At 57.1% G+C, this 19,772-nt stretch carries 18 protein-coding genes; 11 read left to right on the top strand and 7 right to left on the bottom strand.

What is annotated here, in order from left to right; all coding sequences use genetic code 11:
- Positions 1–6 precede the first annotated feature (6 nt).
- The 4 genes from ACSQ13_RS17590 to ACSQ13_RS17575 all read left to right on the top strand — a co-directional run bounded on the left by ACSQ13_RS17590 (position 7) and on the right by ACSQ13_RS17575 (position 2,988).
- The gene (locus tag ACSQ13_RS17590) at positions 7–456 is read left to right on the top strand and encodes a YaiI/YqxD family protein (protein ID WP_176248922.1); all 450 of its coding nucleotides are present in this window, start codon (positions 7–9) and stop codon (positions 454–456) included.
- Positions 457–530: 74 nt separating this feature from the next.
- Positions 531–1,151, top strand: coding sequence for an HAD family hydrolase (locus ACSQ13_RS17585; protein WP_176248921.1), 621 nt, complete (start codon positions 531–533; stop codon positions 1,149–1,151).
- Positions 1,148–2,068, top strand: coding sequence for an ornithine cyclodeaminase family protein (locus ACSQ13_RS17580; RefSeq protein WP_176248920.1), 921 nt, complete (start codon positions 1,148–1,150; stop codon positions 2,066–2,068). Before ACSQ13_RS17585 ends, ACSQ13_RS17580 begins: the two co-directional genes overlap by 4 nt.
- On the top strand, positions 2,065–2,988 hold the full coding sequence (locus ACSQ13_RS17575) for an alpha/beta fold hydrolase (protein ID WP_295512112.1): 924 nt from the start codon (positions 2,065–2,067) through the stop codon (positions 2,986–2,988). Before ACSQ13_RS17580 ends, ACSQ13_RS17575 begins: the two co-directional genes overlap by 4 nt.
- Here the strand turns inward: ACSQ13_RS17575 and ACSQ13_RS17570 are convergent.
- Positions 2,985–4,169: an MFS transporter gene (locus ACSQ13_RS17570; RefSeq protein WP_435988258.1), complete on the bottom strand. Its 1,185-nt coding sequence runs from the start codon at positions 4,167–4,169 to the stop codon at positions 2,985–2,987. The genes ACSQ13_RS17575 and ACSQ13_RS17570 overlap by 4 nt on opposite strands.
- A gap of 183 nt (positions 4,170–4,352) precedes the next feature.
- Here ACSQ13_RS17570 and zapE point away from each other — a divergent pair, with 183 nt between their 5' ends.
- A complete protein-coding gene (zapE, locus tag ACSQ13_RS17565; protein WP_295512109.1) occupies positions 4,353–5,411 on the top strand; it encodes a cell division protein ZapE in 1,059 nt (352 codons plus the stop codon).
- Here zapE and ACSQ13_RS17560 read toward each other — a convergent pair.
- The 5 genes from ACSQ13_RS17560 to ACSQ13_RS17540 form a co-directional block, all read right to left on the bottom strand.
- Positions 5,408–6,094, bottom strand: coding sequence for a hypothetical protein (locus ACSQ13_RS17560; protein WP_295512107.1), 687 nt, complete (start codon positions 6,092–6,094; stop codon positions 5,408–5,410). The genes zapE and ACSQ13_RS17560 overlap by 4 nt on opposite strands.
- A gap of 95 nt (positions 6,095–6,189) precedes the next feature.
- Positions 6,190–7,464, bottom strand: coding sequence for a bifunctional folylpolyglutamate synthase/dihydrofolate synthase (locus ACSQ13_RS17555; protein WP_176248915.1), 1,275 nt, complete (start codon positions 7,462–7,464; stop codon positions 6,190–6,192).
- Positions 7,461–8,405, bottom strand: coding sequence for an acetyl-CoA carboxylase, carboxyltransferase subunit beta (gene accD / locus ACSQ13_RS17550; RefSeq protein ID WP_295512105.1), 945 nt, complete (start codon positions 8,403–8,405; stop codon positions 7,461–7,463). Before accD ends, ACSQ13_RS17555 begins: the two co-directional genes overlap by 4 nt.
- A gap of 57 nt (positions 8,406–8,462) precedes the next feature.
- Positions 8,463–9,353: a CPBP family intramembrane glutamic endopeptidase gene (locus tag ACSQ13_RS17545; RefSeq protein WP_295512104.1), complete on the bottom strand. Its 891-nt coding sequence runs from the start codon at positions 9,351–9,353 to the stop codon at positions 8,463–8,465.
- On the bottom strand, positions 9,353–12,451 hold the full coding sequence (locus ACSQ13_RS17540; protein ID WP_295512102.1) for an ABC transporter transmembrane domain-containing protein: 3,099 nt from the start codon (positions 12,449–12,451) through the stop codon (positions 9,353–9,355). The genes ACSQ13_RS17545 and ACSQ13_RS17540 overlap by 1 nt, the downstream gene beginning before the upstream one ends.
- 152 nt (positions 12,452–12,603) lie before the next feature.
- On the opposite strand from ACSQ13_RS17540, the gene ilvD reads away from it, so the two are divergent.
- From ilvD to ACSQ13_RS17510, 6 genes are all read left to right on the top strand, one after another.
- Positions 12,604–14,370 (top strand): dihydroxy-acid dehydratase, encoded by a 1,767-nt coding sequence (gene ilvD / locus ACSQ13_RS17535; RefSeq protein WP_176248911.1) that lies wholly within the window; start codon positions 12,604–12,606, stop codon positions 14,368–14,370.
- Positions 14,351–14,968 carry a hypothetical protein gene (locus tag ACSQ13_RS17530; RefSeq protein ID WP_176248910.1) on the top strand — a complete coding sequence of 206 codons (618 nt, stop codon included), beginning with the start codon at positions 14,351–14,353 and terminating at the stop codon, positions 14,966–14,968. Before ilvD ends, ACSQ13_RS17530 begins: the two co-directional genes overlap by 20 nt.
- A gap of 95 nt (positions 14,969–15,063) precedes the next feature.
- On the top strand, positions 15,064–15,837 hold the full coding sequence (locus ACSQ13_RS17525) for a DUF6478 family protein (protein ID WP_176248909.1): 774 nt from the start codon (positions 15,064–15,066) through the stop codon (positions 15,835–15,837).
- A 10-nt stretch (positions 15,838–15,847) separates the two neighbouring features.
- A complete protein-coding gene (locus ACSQ13_RS17520) occupies positions 15,848–16,219 on the top strand; it encodes a hypothetical protein (RefSeq protein ID WP_176248908.1) in 372 nt (123 codons plus the stop codon).
- A gap of 82 nt (positions 16,220–16,301) precedes the next feature.
- Entirely contained in the window at positions 16,302–16,964 is a 663-nt protein-coding gene (locus ACSQ13_RS17515) for a potassium channel family protein (RefSeq protein WP_176248907.1), read from the top strand.
- Entirely contained in the window at positions 16,961–18,304 is a 1,344-nt protein-coding gene (locus tag ACSQ13_RS17510) for a TrkH family potassium uptake protein (protein ID WP_295512099.1), read from the top strand. The genes ACSQ13_RS17515 and ACSQ13_RS17510 overlap by 4 nt, the downstream gene beginning before the upstream one ends.
- Positions 18,305–18,431: 127 nt before the next feature.
- Here ACSQ13_RS17510 and ACSQ13_RS17505 read toward each other — a convergent pair whose 3' ends face one another.
- Positions 18,432–19,769 carry a S41 family peptidase gene (locus tag ACSQ13_RS17505; protein WP_176248905.1) on the bottom strand — a complete coding sequence of 446 codons (1,338 nt, stop codon included), beginning with the start codon at positions 19,767–19,769 and terminating at the stop codon, positions 18,432–18,434.
- Between the last annotated feature and the right edge of the window lie 3 nt (positions 19,770–19,772).

Here is a 19,772-nt window from a genome sequence, read left to right as displayed (position 1 = left end):
CTTGTCATGACATCCCTCTACATAGACGCCGATGCCTGCCCCGTAAAAGCCGAGGCCGAACGCGTCGCAACGCGCCACAAAATCCGGATGTACATCGTGTCGAATGGCGGCTTGCGTCCGTCGCAAAACCCATTGGTCGAAAACGTCATCGTGCCAGACGGGCCGGACGTTGCGGATATCTGGATTGCCGAACGCTGTGGCGCTGGCGATGTCGTCGTAACCGGCGATATCCCCCTTGCCGCGCGTTGCGTCGAAGCGGGCGCGCGCGTTTTGAAACATAACGGCGAAGCGCTGACCGCAGCGAATATCGGCAACGTCCTTGCGACCCGTGATCTCATGGCAGACTTGCGTGCCGCCGACCCCTTCCGGCAAGGCGGCGGGAAAAGCTTTACAAAAGCGGACCGCTCCCGTTTTCTGGAAGCCTTGGAACGTGAAATCAGAGCGGCTCAGCGATAGCGCTGGCCGTTTTCTTTCAAAGAAAACGAAACGGAATTTTCTGGAAATTCCGCACCCACCCAAAGGTCAGCGAAATGAAGCCAACTGCAGTTGTTTTTGATATCGGCAATGTACTGATTGAATGGCAACCCGAACGATTTTTCGATTCCGTCATCGGAGAGGACCGCCGCAAGGCGATGTTCGCGACAGTTGATCTGCATGCGATGAACGACCGCGTCGACAGTGGTGAAAACTTTACCGATACAATTTATGCCACCGCAGACGCAAATACCGAATGGCGCGATGAAATCCGGCTGTGGCACGATCGCTGGATTGAAATGGCGGCACCGTTCATTCCTCATTCACTGCGGCTGATGAAGGCGCTTCAAGCCAAGAATGTCCCGGTGTTTTCCCTGACCAATTTCGGCATCCAGTCTTACGATCTGGCTGCCAAACACTATCCGTTTCTGCGTGAATTCGACCGGGACTTTATCTCGGGCCATCTGGGCATCATCAAACCCGATCCCGCCATTTATGCGGCTTTGGAAGATCAAAGCGGGCTCAGGGGTAGTGACCTGATCTTTGCCGATGACCGTCCGGACAATATTGCTGCGGCCGACGCGCGCGGATGGCGGACACATCTGTTCACCGGTCCTGCCGGTTGGGCCGCCCGCCTTGTGGCCGAAGGGCTGCTGACCGAGGAAGAGGCAGCGTGACACAAATCGACATCATTCCCTTCACTGAAGGCGAGGCCACGCTGGACTGGATCGGCCTGACCGATGCCTTGGCAGCAGGTCACAGTTTGCCCAAGGCCGAAATCGCCGACACCTTTTTGTACCGCGGCGACGATACGCTCTTGAACCGTGCAGCGTGGATTGACGGTTTGGGTCTTGCGGTGAAATCCGCCACCATTTTTCCCGGCAACCCCGCAAAAGGGAAGCCAATGGTGAATGGTGGTGTATCGCTCTATTCTGACAGCACCGGAATGTTGGAAGCGCTGGTCGATTTCCACCTTGTGACCAAGTGGAAAACCGCAGGCGACAGCCTTCTTGCGGCGCGGCGGCTGGCCCGTGCAGACAGCCGGAATATCTTGATCCTGGGTGCCGGCACCCAAGGTCGGGGCCTGTATTCCGCCTATTCAGCCGCCTTTCCAGACGCCGAATTCACCGTCTGGAACCGGACCGCAGCCAATGCCAGGGCGATGGCGGACGCGCTGCCAAATCTGAAGGTTGCGGATGATCTGGAACATGCAATCCGCCACGCGGACATCATCACCTCGGCCACAATGTCCGCCACCCCCTTTATCAAGGGCGAATGGTTGCAGCCGGGCCAGCATCTGGATTTGATCGGTGCCTATCGTCCCGACATGCGCGAAGCCGATGATACCGCACTGACCCGCGGACGTATCTTTGTCGACAGTCTGGACACCACTGTTGATCATATCGGAGAGCTTAAAATCCCGATCGCGCAAGGGGTGATCAGCCGCGACACGATCATTGCCGATTATTATGATCTGGCGAAATTCACCCGAAAAACCGATGATGAAATCACGGTGTTCAAGAACGGCGGCGGGGCCCATCTTGACTTGATGACCAGCCGCTATGTTCTGGATCGCTGGCGCGCGCGGTCGTGATCTGGATCGGCCTTATCCTTCTGGCAGTGGTCGCAACCCCGCTGCTGATCGAACGCAACCGTTTGACCATGAACGACGCCGCGAGGGGCAGCGCACCCGGACAATTCGCCGAATTGAGTCGTGGCGTCACCCATTATTTCTGGTTTGGACCGCAAAACGGCCCTGTCGCAGTGTGTATCCATGGCCTGACGACCCCCAGCTTTGTCTGGCGCGGCATCACCAAGGGCCTCGCGCTTATGGGGTATCGCACCTTGGTCTATGATCTTTATGGCAGGGGCTATTCAGACCGCCCATCCGGAGTGCAGGACCGGCAGTATTTCCTATCCCAGCTTAACGAACTGTTGGATCGCGAAGGCGTAAATGGCCGGATTACCCTGTTTGGCTATTCCATGGGCGGCTCCATCGCGACCTGTTTTGCCGCAGCGGCCCCCGACCGGATCGAGCGTCTGGTTCTGCTTGCGCCCGCCGGCATGGGGCTGACCCCGAACAAGATCATGGACTTCATCGCCAAGGCCCCTTTGATCGGCGACTGGCTGATGCTGGCGTTGTTCGCGTCCTTTTTTCGCAAGGGCATCAAGGCCGAGAGCACGCAGGCAACAAACGTGCCCCACGTCTTTGAACAACAGGCGGAACAGCTTGAGTACAAAGGGTATGTTTCCGCTGTTCTGGCAAGCCGCCGTGGCATTCTGACGGATGTGTTGCGTGACGAACATCGCGCCATTCAAGCCGCTGGCATTCCCGTCCTAGCGATATGGGGAAAAGAAGACAGCGTGATACCCGCCTCGGCGATTGGTACCCTCGCCGAATGGAACCGCGCAGCAGAACACGAAGTGATCCCCGAAGCCGGTCATGGCCTGCCCTATACCCATGCAAATCAGGTGATCGATCTGGTCCGCAATCACCTGATGGCTAAGGGCTAGGCGGTCACCAATCCCGGAAGTCGTTTTTCGCGGATCGGCAAGTGGACAAGCGCGCTGAATGCACCGACGGCCACACCGATCCACCAGACTGCGGTGTACCCGCCATAGGCGTCATACAAGCGACCGCCCAACCAAACGCCCATGAAACTGCCCAGCTGATGGCTGAAAAACACGATACCATAAAGCGTGCCCATATAGCGCAGGCCGTAAATATGCGCGACCAGACCGCTGGTCAGCGGGACGGTAGCCAGCCAAAGCGACCCCATCCCGACCGAAAACAGGATCACCGACAGCGGCGTGATGGGCATAAGGATAAAGACCGCCGAGATTAACGTGCGCGCCGTGTAAATGCCCGCCAGCAGATACTTCTTGGAATAGCGCTTGCCTGCCCATCCCGCCAGCAACGTGCCCGCGATATTTGCAAGCCCGATCAATGATATCGCAACGGCCCCTAAGGCAGATGTCGTGGTGATGCCGATGTTGTGCAAGATGCCCCCGGCAAGGATCGGACCGCAAAGTTCGGTCACGAAAGCAGGGAAATGCGCGGTGATGAAAGCCAACTGATAGCCGCAGGAAAAGAAACCAACAAAGATCAGGGTGAAGGACGGGTCTTTGAATGCCTTGACCAGAATCTGACCCAGACTTTCCTCCAGCTCTGCCTTGCTGGCCATTTCAGGGGCGCGCATCAGTGGCAACGTCAGGATCATCGCAAGGATTGCACCCGCAAAAACGATAAACGTGCTTTGCCAGGTCAAAAACCCAAGCATCCATTCCGCAACGGGGGCCCCGAACACCTGCCCTGCGCTGCCTGCTGCGGTCACAATCGCCAGTGACATGGACCGGTTTTCAGCCGTTGAGGCCCGCCCGACGACTGCCAGAATCACGCCGAACCCAGTGCCCGCGATGCCGAAACCGACCAGCCACGCATAGCTCTGCAATTCGATCGGCGACATGGAATTCGCCGAAAGCACCAAGCCGATGGCATAGACGACCGACCCAATGACGATGGCACGGCGGTCACCAATCTTTTCCGCAACCGCCCCGAAAATGGGCTGCCCGATGCCCCATGCCAAATTCTGGATCGCAATCGCGAGCGAAAATTCGCTGCGCAGCCAGCCGAATTCAGCAGCAATCGGTATCTGGAACACGCCGAATGATGCCCGCACCGCAAAGCTGACCATGATAATCAGACACCCTACGATCAGAACCGGGGTGAAAATGGACGGGTTTCTTTCCAAGACATTGATCCTTCTGCAGATGCGCCACCATACATCCGCCGGAATTGGGGTCAATTCAAATAGTCGGCTGCTGGCAGCAGGTTTGGGGTTCTTTCCAAACCTGCGGGCAAGATGTAAGTCACTGGCATGACAGATTTACGCACTCTTTACGATCAACGCGTGGCTGATGGCAGCCTGACACCGGACCCTGCCCAAGAGGCGGTTTTGCCCGAGTTTGACCGCATCAGGAACGCCCTGCTCAACCCCGAGAAGAAGGGGTTTTTCAAGCGCGCCCCCGAACCGCCCAAGGGGCTGTACCTTTGGGGGGGCGTCGGGCGTGGGAAATCGATGCTGATGGATATGTTCGCCGGTCATATGGGCGACATCCCCGCAAGGCGTGTGCATTTCCATGCCTTCATGCAGGAAATCCACAGCGCAATGCACGAGGCGCGCAAAACCGGTGTCGATGACGCGATTGCGCCGGTTGCCGCCAGCGTCGCCGCATCGGTCAAGGTGCTGGCGTTCGACGAGATGCAGATCACCGACATCACCGATGCGATGATTGTGGGACGCTTGTTTCAGGCGCTTTTTGCAGCGGGTGTTGTCGTTGTTACCACGTCGAACCGGACACCTGGCGATCTGTACAAAAATGGCCTGAACCGAGAGATTTTCCTGCCGTTCATCGAGCTGATCAAGGCCAAGATGGTCGTGTTGGAGCTGACCAGCCCGCGCGATTATCGCCAGGATCGCCTTGCAGGATCGCAATCGTATTTCACCCCCGTAAATGCCCAAAGCCGTGCCGCGATGGATGCCGTTTGGCAGGATTTGACTGGCGGCGAGGGCGAAAAGCTCACGCTGCGGGTCAAAGGGCGCGATGTCATCATCCCCCGGTTTCGCAACGGCATCGCGCGCGCGGGGTTCCATGCGCTATGCGGGCAACCCTTGGGTGCTGCCGACTACCTTAGCCTGGCCGAAGCATGCCGCGTTCTGGTGCTGGACGATATCCCGGCGTTGGGCAGGACCAACTTTAACGAAGCCAAACGTTTCGTGACCCTGATCGACGCGCTGTATGAGGCAAAAGTACGTCTTATCTGCTCTGCCGCGGCCAGTCCTGAAATGCTGTATCTTGAAGGGGAAGGCACCTTTGAGTTTGAACGTACCGCATCGCGCCTGCGCGAGATGCAGGCCGAAGGTTGGGGCAGCTAAAGCCCCGGTATTTCAAATATCTGCCCGACTTGCGCTTCGGCCATCCGGTTGATCGGGCCATTCGCATCAGCGATCCGCATGTGATCTCGCGGATCGCCGTAATAAGCCAGTGACAGGCCAACCAGACTATCCGACAGACGAAGGGGATGCTTTTGCGGCACCTTTGTATTTGGTGCCGGACCGTCGTGCGTTGCTGCCAAAAGGACCGACTTTAGCAGGCTTTGGGTATCCAATCTGCCCGACAAGGTCGTGAGGGCCAAAGGGATTTCGAAATGCCCCTTTGCCGCCGCGCTGTTGAGCAGGGAATCCACATAGGCATCAGATTTCCCGGCCTTCACCGCCCAAACCACGTAGGATTCTAACACGCGACCCGATGACGTATCATCAAAGGCCCTTACAACACCGCCAATGAGGTCACGCAAATCTGTTTCCGTGTCCATACCCAATTGGTGCAGCGCCTTGGCAGGTGTCAGGCTAGCCGTGGCAACCCTGGCGGGAACGGGCACGGGCGGCGCAGGAAGGACCGTCTGTGTGACCGGTTCGGCCAATGGAATTGCACCCGCATGATAGGGTGACCGCCCCTGATCCAGAATGAAAACACCACCAGCGATGATCACCGTCAAACAGAAGACAGAAAATAAAACGCGCGGAATCGCGCTTTGGTTTTGTTGGAATTTCGCCATTGATCGACCCCCACGGACAAAGAAAACTATCCGTGAACCTTAGGGTCCGAGACGACTATAAATCGTAAACATCGCCAATTTGAGAGATGAAAATTCTAACCGTTTTCCCGCAAAACGCTGCCGGCAAGGTACAATGACCCGCAGATCAAAACCCGCGCAGATGGATCAATCGCAAGGATATCTGCAAGGGCGGATTGCACCGATGCTGCCTCGTCCGCGTTCATACCAACGGCACGAGCAGCCTGGGCAGTCTCATGCGCAGGCAGTGTTGCCGCTTCTCCGGGGATTGAAACGGCAATCAACTTTTCCGCCTGCGCAGCAAGCGGGCGCAAATAGCCGGAAATGTCCTTGGTATTCAACATCCCGCAGATCAGATAGGTCGGGCGCTTGGGCAGCGTGCCGAGCAGACCTGCGATCGCCTCGCCAGCGGCGGGGTTGTGCCCCCCATCCAGCCAAAGTTCCGCCTGTGCTGCAGCTTCAGCCAATGGGCCGGTTTTCAGACGCTGCATGCGTGCAGGCCATTGCGCGCCTGTAACTGCCGCCTCGCAATGATCATTCGCTACACCAAGGTGACGCAAGGCCGCAAGGGCCGCACCGGCGTTGCTGATCTGATGTGCCCCCAGCAAATTCGGTTTGGGAAGGTCAAGCAAGCCTTGTTCGTCTTGATACACCATACGCCCGGCTTCCTGCCCGACATGCCAGTGCTGGCCATAGGCCAACAGCGGCGCGTGGTGACGCAGTGCCTCGGCTTCGATCACGTCCATCGCTTCTTCTTGTTGGGGGCCAACAACGCACGGCACGCCACGTTTGATGATCCCTGCCTTTTCGCCCGCGATCTGGGCCAGAGTATCCCCAAGATACTGCTGATGGTCGATCGACACCGGCGTGATCACGGTAAGGGCCGGTTTTTCAACCACATTGGTGGCATCCAAACGGCCCCCCAGACCCACCTCAAGCAAGGTATAATCCGCAGGGCTGCGGGAAAAAGCGAGCAGCGCCGCGCATGTCGTGATCTCGAAATACGTAATGTTGCCGCCATTATTGGCGTCATAACATTCGTCCAGCACGTCGGTCAGATCAGGCTCGGTAATCAGATCACCGGCCACCCTGATGCGTTCGTGAAAACGCGCCAGATGCGGCGAGGTATAGGCATGAACCCGGTGCCCTGCTGCCTCCAAACCGGCGCGGATCATTGCCTGCGTCGACCCCTTGCCATTGGTGCCCGCGATATGGATCACGGGCGGCAGGGTGTTTTGCGGATTGCCCAAAGCATCCAGCAGCCGCCACATCCGGTCAAGGGTCAGATCAATGATCTTGGGGTGCAGCGCCATCATGCGCGCCAGCACAGCATCAGATGTCTGTTGCGTCATTTTGCTGGTGTACTTGCCTTGTCGTCCGATGCCAATGCATGGGGTACATCGCCACCTTCTGTGGGCGCGGGCAGATCGCCCCGCACCGCAGGCGGCAGCCTCAGCAGCATCCGGGTGATGTTGATCAACTCGTCGCGCATCTGGGGGCGCGGGGTCACGCGGTCCAACATGCCATGATCCAACAGGTATTCCGCCCGCTGGAAGCCTTCGGGCAGCTTTTCGCGGATCGTTTGTTCAATGACGCGTGGCCCGGCAAAGCAGATCAGCGCATTCGGCTCGGCAATATGAACGTCGCCCAGCATGGCATAGCTGGCGGTGACGCCGCCGGTCGTGGGGTGGGTCAACACCACGATATAGGGCAATCCGGCTTCTTTCAGCATCTGCACGGCAATGGTCGTGCGCGGCATTTGCATCAGGCTCAGGATACCTTCTTGCATCCGCGCGCCACCGGCGGCGGAAAACAGGATCAGCGGGCGTTTCAGCTTAACGGCCTCTTGGGCGGCGGCAATGATCGCATTGCCCACATACATACCCATGGACCCCGCCATAAAGGAAAAGTCTTGCGCGGCAGCAACGATCGGCGTGCGTCCGATTTCACCGGTGGCAACCAGCATCGCTTCGGCTTCGCCCGTTTGTTTTTGGGCTGCTTTCAAACGATCCGGATATTTCTTTTGATCGCGGAAATGCAAAGGGTCCGTGACCGGTGCCGGAACCTTAACTTCGGTGAAAATACCGCCGTCGAATAGCGCCAAAAACCGCTCGCGGGGGGTGATCGCCATGTGATGGCCGCAGCTCGTGCAAACATTCAGGTTGTTCGACACCTCGCGGTGGAACAACATGGTTCCGCATTCTTCGCATTTCGTCCAAAGATTATCCGGTGTTTCGCGACGCGAAAAGATCGAATTGATGCGTGGGCGAACGTAGTTATTGATCCAGTTCATGGCGAACCTCTGTTCCAGTTTCGACCCTGAGATATGCTGCCCCAGAGTAAATTGCAATCAACGGCGGATCGCGAGCCTTGCCGCGAGCCAACTGACAAACATCAGCGCGAAATCCACCGGCAGCCATGCGCGCAGCGCCTCGGTGTCCTCCATGCCGAAAGGTGTCACATACAAAGCAAGGCCAGACAAATTATCCGGCAGGGACGTGATCAGGATCGCCGTCACATTGTTGCAAAAGTGAACTGCAATCGCAGGCCCAAGGGACCCCGCACGCGCCGTCAGGTCCGCCATCAGAATGCCAAATACCGCAGCCCAAAGCGCAATCGTCACGGCATTTTCGCCCGCTTCCTCGGGCAAGTAGTGACCAAGCGCAAACAGAACCGACGGCAGCACCATCCACACAAGCGGCGATTTGAAACGTGCCGCAAGCTGCTGTTGAACATAGCCCCTGAACACGATTTCCTCGGCGCTGACCTGAATGAATACAGCCACCAGCGATAGCGGAAGCAGCAGCACCCATTTGCCCAATGGCATGTTTGAAACATTGTCTTCGCCAAAGCCCCAAGGTGGCAGCACAAAGGTGATCGCCCCCACGATCACCAACATGCGCACAACCATGCCAAACTGCGGCACAGCCAGGGACATTGGCCCGATCAGGCTGGAAAGTGACCGTTTGTGCAGAAGCCGTGCCACCAGCACGACACCCACCGTCATCAGGCCAAAGCTGCCCAATAGAATAAACATCGCGACGGGCGTCTTGCCGGTCAGCAAGTCATCATAAAAACTGCCATCCTGCGACCCCAGCAGGTTGAAAACCAACGTGAAAAACAGATTGTTCAGCAGCAGATAAACCGCCGAAGCCGCCAGAAACCCCACAAAGACCCGCCACAGCGCGGCGGTTGGGACAGCCGGGGCGATAAAGTCACGATGTGCGGCATAGCGGTCCATCAACTGCTTTCCCCTTTGGTCGGTTGCCGCTGTTCAGCGCCCCGCGGAATGTCGACAGACGCGGCACGCAGCAGATCGGTCGCATTCGACAAATGCGATGAAACGGTCTTGAGCAAGCTCATCAAGATGACCCTGTCATCCTCAATGACCGACCGGAACTGATCCGCATCTATCCGTAGAAACTTGCTATCCTCGAGGGCCACAAAATCAAACTGGCGCGGGTCATTCAGGATCACGGCAAGATCGCCGATCAGGCGGCCTTTTTTAACGGTCGATATATGGTGCCTTTTGCCGCTTTCGTCCTTCCAGAACAATTCGCCGGTGCCCGACAGGCACAGATACACGGCATCGGGCCGGTCCCCCTGATGAAAGATCGTCTGGTCTTTCTCCACGGGAAACCATTGTGCCGCAAAAGCCAAAAGCCGCTGGTTGCGAGGGTCAAGATCTCCGAACAGCGCATTATGAGAAACAATTTGCAACTTGCGGCGCAGATCGTCTGAAATGCTGTCATCGTCATGCGGCGCGTCAATCTGGGCCATGCCATCGATGCGTCCCCCTTTCATCTCGATGAACATGTCGAAATCCTCGGGCCGCGAGAAACTGGAATCAAGATAGATCTGAGTTGTATCCGGCAGCAGGGCGCTAAGCCTGTCGCGCAACCTGGACAGGCTTTGTGCGTCATGCCCGGCCAGCGACTGGTTCAACACCAATATGTCCGGTCTCTTCATCGCGGCGCGGCTGAACGCTGCCCTTTCCTGAAATACGTTCGAAATATTCGACCCGCCAATGTTGGTCGGCAGATCGAACACATTGCTCGTCACTTCTTGTTGCAGATTATTTTTCCTGAACACGTCCGACACGACATCCATCACCAGATCGGCCTGTAGCCCCGCAACCTTGGATATCCGCCCATACAGCGCGTTTTCCAGAATGGACAAACGCGGCAGATAGGTTTGCGGCGCAATGGGGATGAACATATCTTTGGTTTTCTCGCGCATGGCGCGACCCTGCTTTTTGCGAATTTCCAAGATTTCGCTCTTGAACGTCTCGGGGAATGCCGGGCCGATTTGCTCGGCTGTAAAGGCGAATGGCACGGTCAAAAGCAGCGAAAATTCATCTTCGGTCAGCGCCCCGTCCCCGTCGTTGCGGCGGCGCAAGGCGATGTCGACCAATCGCTCGTAGAGCTCTTCGTCGATCCCCAAAGCGGTAAAAAGCGGGTGATCGGTACCATCGCGCCCAAAGGTCTGGTGCAAGGTTTCGACCAGCGTCTGGGAAATCGCGATGCCCTGTTCGGCAAGACCCAGATCAAAGATCATCGCAAGAAAGCTGCGTTCCGAAGCCAGCACCGTTTGCGAAATATCATATATCGGAGACGCAAACATCAAGTTGCCCCCCAAAGCCATCGACGGGTTGAACTCGTCCGGGTCAAACCGGTGAATGGCCTTATCAAGCCCGCGTTCTTTCAGCTTTTCATAGATTTCGTCCCGCAAACCAACGATCTTTTCAGCCAGCGCCGGACGCTCTTTCGGGTCCATCCGGTCCACAACCATACGCCGGAACATCAATTCATCGGTCCCGATGGCTTTGACCAGCTCGTACCACCAGTTATTAACATCCTCGGGCGAATTCAGATCTGCCAGTCCGGGGTCCAGCCAATCTACCCGCGTGCTGTCGGGGCTGTTGCCTGCGCGAAGCGTTTCAATCGCCCCCATATCCTTTTTCTCGGGGTCCCAAAGCACCGTCTTGGGGCTGGTCCGCAGGGACATCAAAAGGTTTTCACCGATTGTTCCCTTGAACAGATAGGGCTGTGCATGGGCATAGCCGATCCGCGCCGCAAGCACGGCCTGATGCAGTTCGGCCAGATCGTGACCTGCTATTTTGATTGTACCATGGGTCGGGCTGATCTCTCGGGTCAGCAACTCGGCCATCGCCGTACGCTCCACCTGATTGGGAATCTGGATGGCCACACGCGCGCCCATGGGAATGTCGATATCAATGTCATCCAGCACCAGATTTCCATCGGCGCTACGCACAGTGACATGATTAAGGTTGATGGGCCCCTTAAGATGCGGAATCTCCTCAGGTTCCCCTTCGAACAGGCGTTCAGGGATCATGTTGCGCGGGGCAAAACGCTCGATGACAATTTCCCAGCGAATGGCCATGTCCTGCGTTTCGTTGTAATAGGTCAGCAATTCTTTCCACGGGTTCGACAGATCTTTGTAGGCGGCAAGCGCCGCGACAAGGGCACCAACAGTGATGTTGCCGGCGATCACCAGATAGCCGCCCACCGCATAAAAGAAGAACGGCGTAAGCTGGGTGATAAAGTTATTCAGAAACTTCATGAAAAACTTTTTCTGGTAGATCTGAAAGCGGATGATGAACAACGCACCCAGACGGTCCGTGAACTTGGCCAGTCTGAAACGCCACCCGCCGTTCGTGCGCAAATCGGTGATGCCAGCCGCTGTTTCCCCGATCTCGGAGGACAGGGCACGCACCTCGTTGATCCGCTCCTTGTTCAGCTGGTTGATCTGCCGTTGCAGCATCGGGATCAGATAGGCCTGCAAGGGGATCAGTGCCACACCCGCCAAGCCGAACCAGAACGACTGAATGAACAAAAACAGCAGAATAATCAGCATTTGCCCGGCCTGGAACACGGGCTGGGCGACAGCATCCCCCATCAGACCACCCATCGGCTCGGCTTCTGAGGTGACCATGGATACCAGTTCGCCCTGGCTGGTGTTGTCATAATAGCTGCGCGGAAACCGCATCATGCGGGATATCAACTGATACCGGAACCGCCGCAAAAGCCGCTCTGACAGGACACCTTTCATTGTGTTCAACCGCATCTTCATCAGACCGTGCACCAGCACCGACGCCAGATAGGCAAAACACAGGGTAAAAAGGAACTGCACCTGTGACATTTCAAAGCCAAAGATGTCGATCACGCTCGACTCAGCACCGATCGCATCGTTGATAATGCGCTTGGGCAGTTCGAGTGTGATGTACAAGAAGGGGAAGGTGACAAGCGTCAGGATCAATAGAACAATCTGATCTCGGCTGGAATATTTCCATATAAAGGAAAAAATCGATCGCTCCATGCAGGTCTACTTTCGCTGGGGCAGGCGTCGCGCCTGAAGGTCAAAAGCAACCTAAGGCGACACGCCTCTCACTTCAACCGACCGCTTGAGCCTTGCAGCGAAAGGGCTGGATGGCTATTCCGGTGTAAATGTCCAATCAGGGAGGCGTTCTGATGTCCACCAATAACCGTTTTGATAAATCCAAATTGCCCAGCCGGCACGTCACCGAAGGGCCAGAGCGCGCGCCGCATCGGTCGTATTACTATGCGATGGGCATGACAGAAGAAGAAATTCACCAGCCCCTGGTCGGTGTCGCAACCTGCTGGAACGAGGCCGCGCCTTGTAACATCTCGCTGAGCCGTCAGGCCCAAGCCGTTAAAATCGGCGTGCGCGCCCAACAAGGCACACCACGGGAATTCACCACAATCACCGTGACCGACGGCATCGCGATGGGCCACGAAGGCATGCGGTCGTCGCTTGCGTCACGCGAAGCGATTGCCGACACGGTCGAGCTGACCATGCGCGGTCACTGCTATGACGCGATTGTGGGCCTTGCGGGCTGTGATAAATCCCTGCCGGGCATGATGATGGCGATGATCCGTCTGAACGTGCCGTCGGTGTTTTTGTACGGTGGGTCGATCCTGCCGGGCAAAGCACCAGAAGGTGCGGATGTGCCTGCCGATTTCGCAAGCCGCGATTTGACCGTACAGGACATGTTCGAAGCCGTTGGTAACTACCAGAATGGCACCATGTCACAAGCCGCACTCGATATCCTTGAACGCGTTGCCTGCCCGACTGCGGGTGCCTGTGGTGGCCAGTTCACCGCCAACACAATGGCCTGTGTATCCGAGGCGATCGGCCTTGCGCTGATGAATTCGTCGGGTATGCCAGCCCCCTATATTTCCCGCGATGCCTATGCCGAAGCGTCCGGCGAAGCAGTGATGAACCTGATCGAAAAGAACATTCGCGCCCGCGACATCTGCACCCGCGAAGCATTCGAGAACGCAGCGCGCATTGTCGCGTGTACCGGCGGTTCGACAAATGCGGGCCTGCACCTGCCAGCCATGGCGCATGAAGCGGGGATTGATTTCTTCCTTGATGACGTTTGCGAAATTTTCCGCGACACACCTTACTTTGTCGATATGAAACCCGGCGGGGCGTATGTTGCAAAAGACCTGTATGACGCAGGCGGTGTGCCCGTCGTGATGAAGGAACTGCGCAAAGCGGGCCTGATCCACACCGATTGTATGACAGCCTCGGGCCGGTCCATCGGCGAAGAACTGGATATGATCGAACGCGAAGCTGATGGCAAAGTAATCCACGCGATTTCAAACCCGATCAGCAAGACTGGCGGCGTGGTTGGCCTGAAAGGCAACCTTGCCCCCGAAGGTGCCATCGTGAAAATCGCCGGTATGTCCGAAGAAGACATCGTCTTTACCGGCCCCGCGTTGATCTTTGAATGCGAACAGGATGCCTTTGAGGCTGTGCAAAACCGCGCCTACAAGGAAGGCGACGTGTTCGTCATCCGCAACGAAGGCCCCGCAGGCGGCCCTGGCATGCGCGAAATGCTGGCGACAACTGCAGCGCTGTCCGGTCAGGGCATGGGCAAAAAGGTCGCGTTGATCACCGATGGCCGTTTCTCTGGCGCGACACGTGGTTTTTGCGTCGGCCATGTCGGCCCCGAAGCAGCATACGGCGGCCCGATCGCCCTGCTGCAAGAGGGTGACATGATCACGCTGAACGCCATCGAAGGGTCCATCAGCGTTGATATCAGCGACGAGGAAATGGCCAAGCGCAAGGCAGCATGGCCCGGTGCCCGCACAACCAACTACCAAAGCGGTGCGCTGTGGAAATATGCACAGCTTGTCGGCCCAACCTATCTCGGTGCCGTGACGCATCCCGGCGCAAAGGCCGAAACCCATGACTACATGGACCTTTAAAGGTCCCGTAGCGGCCCTTGGATTAATGGCCCTGACCGCTTGCGAAGCGGGTCAGGGTCTTGATCTGGGGGGCGGGTTTAACCTGAAATCCACCGACACTTCTGACGCGCCCCTATCGCGGAGCATGATGGCGAGTGGCACGATTTTGGTTGCACCGAGCGGCTATTGTATCGATCAGGCGACGCTAACCTCCCGCTTTTTGGTGATGGCACGTTGCGACGCATTGGGCGTGCCCAGTGCCGCCGGCGCGGCACCCCGCGGGTTGATTACGGTCAGCCTAACGAAATCCAGACCCGGCCCGCTCCCTTCTGCAAAACAGATCGCTGCGGCCACCGACCTGACCAATATCAGCGACATAGAGGCGACAGAGGATCTCATCACGTTTCGTGCACAGGGGAAAATACCCGTGGGTGGGCTGTCACCGACCCAATGGCGCGGTACCGCGCGCATTGGCAGCCAGACCGCTGGCATCGCAGTATATGGCCCGGAGCATGGCGAAATCACCACCCGTACCGGACGCGGAATCGTGATCGAACTGGCCAATGCCAGTATCGAGGCAACGCCAAAACCCGTGAAAAAGCCGGCCAGCCGGAACTGACCTTCTGATTTGGCAGCAATTCGTTTGAACGAATGTGTTTCAAGCGATAGACTTTGGCAAAATGAACGACCGAGCAAACGGGGCATCAGGCACATATGGCCAAATTCGGCACTCACCTTTTGGACAAAGCATTGTCTGCGCGGCTTTTGCGCAAATGGGCGCGCAGGGCCCAGAAAGCAAAAGATGTTCCTCTGGACAGGTTGCGCAAGCAGTCTCGGGACGCGTGGGCCTTAAAGGCGCATCTGGACAGCGTTATCCATGTCGCCGAAGAACGGCTTTCGCTGCCCATGGTCGGGTCAAAGAAGTTTTTCAAACCGCATAATGCGGATTGGTCCTGGCGTCCGGCGCTATGGCGTGGGCCGCTGCCCGTGCCTGGCCTGTCTTCGGTCAAGACCAAGGCGACCCTGGGCGAGGAAGTAACTGTTTTCCACGATTGTGCTTTGTCCGAAATGGGCATCCGGCAATTGCGAAACCTCCGCGAGGCAGATCTGGCCCCTTACGGCCTGCGCCTTGATGTTTTCCGGTTTGACGGGTCGTTCCTGTCGATCGTTCTTGACCTGCCGGATGATTGCGTAAACGGGCTGAAACGTACCCACCTGTTACGGATGAGCGCCATTGTCGAAATGGAAAAACCCATCGAGATTTTTGCACGGCTCAACATTCGCCACGGGCCGAACACCGAACAAATCGTACGCGAACTGCCCTTGGATCAACCCGATGTCATGGTCGAATTCGATCTGGCCTATTCAACGATGAACGAAAAGCGCGTGGAAAAGGCGTGGATCGACCTGATCTTTGAAGGCCCCGAAATGAACGAAATCGTCCTGCGTGACCTGACATTCTCGCGCCGCCCCCGCGCCCAGCTTTAGGAGTTTTTGGATGAGCACTTTGAAACTGACAAAAACCCGCATGCTTGAAGGGGTGTGGCAGGGAATCCTCACAGGGACCGGCGATGAAACCCCCCAAATCACCGTCACCCACGGCAATTCGAACGTCGCCGATTTCAAGCTGGTCCGAAACGAGACAGCCGATCACTGGTCGCTTACCATTCCTGTGCCCGCCGCCGCCATTGCGGATGGCATTCAGGTCATTCTGGTGACCGATCTGGAAACCGATCAGAAAATTGGCGATATCGTCATCATCGGAGACGACGTGACCAGCATCGATCTGCGGGCCGAAATGGCGCTGCTGCGGGCCGAGCTTGAAATGATGAAACGTGCATTCAGGCGGCATTGCGTCGAGACAACCTGAGCCCCCTTTACCCTGAATGGCTGTGGTATCATATCTTGGCCTACCACCCGACACTTGAGGTCGGTAAAATCAGGAGGGCATGATGTCCGCAAAAAAACGTACAATCGGGGTTATTGGCCTAGGGAATTTCGGGTCCACCGTCGCGACAGAACTGACCCGCTTTGGCAACTATGTGATCGGCGTTGATCTGAACGAACAACGTGTCAGCAACCATGTCGAACGCCTGAGCCAGGCCGTAATTGCTGACGCGCGCGATGACATCGCCCTGCGCGAAGCAGGGCTTGCCGATTGTGATATGGCGCTGGTGGCGATGGGGTCTGATCTGGAATCAAGCATTCTGTCTGCCATCAACCTCAAGCTGCTTGGTGTTGAAACAATCTGGGCCAAGGCGAAAACCAAAACCCATCATCGCATTCTTGCCAAGCTGGGCGTCGACCGGGTGATCCACCCCGAAGTCGAAGTCGGACAGCACATCGCCCAAGTGATCAATAATCCGCTGGTGCGTGACTATGTAAGCCTTGGCAATGGCTACCATGTGGTGAATTTCCGGATCCCGGAATCGCTCGAAGGCAAATCCCTCGACATGCTGTACCATGCCAAGAAGTTTGATCTGCGCTGCATCGGTGTCATGCGGGGCACCGAATTTATCGGCCAGGACGGCAACCCGTGCAGCTTGCAACGTGACGATCTGCTGATCCTGCTGGGGCAGCGGTCTGATTTGCGCAACTTCGCAGCAAGCCTTTGAAAACGGTCCCCTCCAAGAAGCGCAAAGGCTGGAAGCTTCCGCCGCCGCCAGCGGTTTTGGTGTTCATTTATCTGGCGGTGATTGTCATCGGCGCGCTGGTGCTGTGGTCGCCCCTGTCCAATACCACCGACCTCAGCCTGTCGGATGCGTTCTTTACCTCCACCTCTGCCGTGACGGTGACCGGCCTTGCGGTTGTTGACACGGGCACGACATTCACGCTGTTCGGGCAGGCGGTTCTGATCATCCTGATCCAGTTGGGCGGCCTTGGGTTGATGACCTTTGCCGTGCTGGTGTTTTCCGCCCTAGGCATTCCCGTAGGTATGCCGCAGCGGATCATCCTGCGCGAAGACCTGAACCAGTCCAGCCTGAATAACCTGACGGCCTTGGTGCGTGTGATCCTCAAGATCGCGCTTTTGATCGAACTGATCGGTGCCGCGCTTTTATGTGTTGTTTTCGTGCCCGAATATGGTTGGGTCAATGGCATATGGCAGGCCGTATTCCACAGCGTGTCGGCCTTTAACAACGCCGGGTTTGGCTTGTCTCCAGACAACCTCATACGCTGGGTCAGCGATCCGGTTATCAATATTGTGATCCCTGCCCTCTTCATCTTGGGTGGCATCGGCTTCATCGTGCTCGCGGACATCTGGAACAAGCGGAACTGGCAAACCCTGAGCCTGCACAGCAAGTTGATGCTGGTCGGCACCCTCGTGCTGATCCTGTGGGCCTGGCTGACCTTTGCGCTGCTTGAATGGAACAACCCCGGCACCTTGGGGCAACTCGGGTCAACCAGCAGCCGCCTTTGGGCAAGCTGGTTCCAAGCTGTCAGCCCGCGCACTGCCGGGTTCAACACGATTGACTACGGCAACGTCCACGAGAGCACTGCCTTGATGACCATGACGTTGATGCTGGTCGGCGGGGGCAGCACATCAACCGCGGGCGGGATCAAGGTCACAACCCTGATCGTTCTGATCCTTGCCACCATAGCCTTTTTCCGCCGCAGCAAGACCCTGCATGCCTTTGGCCGGTCAATGGGGTCAGAGGAAGTCTTTAAGGTGATGGCGCTGACCACGATGAGCATCTTGCTGGTGCTGTTCGGGATTTTCATCATATCCATCAGCCATGACGGAGAATTCATTGATCTTGCCTTTGAGGTCACATCCGCCTTTGGGACCGTCGGTTTGTCGCGTGGTGCCACGACCGAACTGGATACCATCGGGCGCACGGTCATCATGCTGATGATGTTCCTCGGGCGGGTCGGGCCTTTGACCCTCGGGTTCTTTCTGGCGACGCGCTCGGTCCCCCGCGTACGCTATCCCGAAGGCAAGGTTTACCTCGGCTAAAGCCACCAAATTACCTCAAAATGCTGCGCAGCATTTTTTTCTATGCTGCGCAGCGAAAAAGGCCGCCCCTCGATGGGACGGCCTTTGATCTGATACCTGCCTGCAAAGGTTTTGGCGCGAATGCCGATCAGTCTTTATTGCCCAGAGCCGACAAACCTTTCAGGATATCAATGGCATAGGCCAGTTGGTAATCCTCTTCACGCAGGGCCGCGGCTTCGTCTGCCTTGGCGCGGTCTGCCATGATCTGTTCGATCTCGTCCTCGGACAGGCTGTCGTTATTCAGACTGCCGCGCAGGTCCGCTTCGGAGCGCAGCGGACGGTTTTTCGCTGCATCTTCTTCCTGGTCTGCGGGCTTGACCGGGGGCTGTGCAACAACGATGTCAGGCGATACGCCAACCGCCTGAATGGACCGGCCCGATGGCGTATAATACCGCGCTGTGGTCAGGCGCATCGCACCCTCACCACGCAACGGCATGATGGTTTGAACAGATCCCTTGCCAAAGCTTTTGGTGCCGACCACGATTGCGCGATGGTGGTCTTGCAACGCACCAGCCACAATTTCAGACGCCGAAGCAGACCCGCCGTTGATCAACACAACAATCGGTTTCCCTTGGGCCAGATCACCCGGCGTGGCGTTGGTTCTGTCGCTATCCGCTGAATCGCGGCCACGGGTGCTCACGATCTCGCCTTCCTCAAGGAACGCATCAGAAACTGCAATCGCCTGGTTCAACAGACCACCGGGGTTGTTGCGCAGGTCGATGACGATGCCGCTGATCTTGTCGATGCCACCGGCTTCTGCGATCTGTTCTTCCAGACCTTCCTTGAGCTTGGGATAGGTTTGTTCGTTGAACGTGGTGACACGCATCACAACAGCGTTGCCCACAGTCCGGCTGCGCACGGCAGTCAACTGGATCGTGTCGCGGATCAAGGATACGTCAAACGGCTCTGTCTCGCCCTCGCGGACAACGGTGATGATGATTTCCGACCCGACCGGCCCGCGCATCAGTTCAACTGCATCATCCAGCGTCAGACCCAGCAGGCTTTCGCCGTCTACATGGGTGATGAAATCACCCGCCTCGATCCCCGCCTCTGATGCAGGTGTATCGTCAATCGGGGAAACGACTTTGACAAAGCCTTCCTCTTGCGTGACTTCGATACCCAGACCGCCGAATTCACCGCGCGTCTGGTCGCGCATTTTCAGCGCATCCTTGGGCGACAGATAGCTGGAGTGCGGATCAAGCGATGTCAGCATCCCGTTGATGGCCGCCTCGATCAGCTCCTCCGTATCGACTTCCTCCACATACTGGGCGCGGATGCGTTCGAAAATGTCACCGAACAAATCCAGCTGCTCATAGACATTGCTTGCCTTCGCCGTTTCCTGTGCCAGCAAAGGTCCGGCGATTTGCGTCGTTGCGATCACGCCTGCCAGCGTGCCACCAACGGCGGCCATCACAAATTTCTTCATATG

It is taken from the genome of Sulfitobacter sp. SH22 (assembly GCF_965641905.1).
In the GTDB taxonomy this organism is placed as follows: Bacteria; Pseudomonadota; Alphaproteobacteria; order Rhodobacterales; family Rhodobacteraceae; genus Sulfitobacter.
This window is presented reverse-complemented; position numbering and strand designations above follow the sequence as displayed.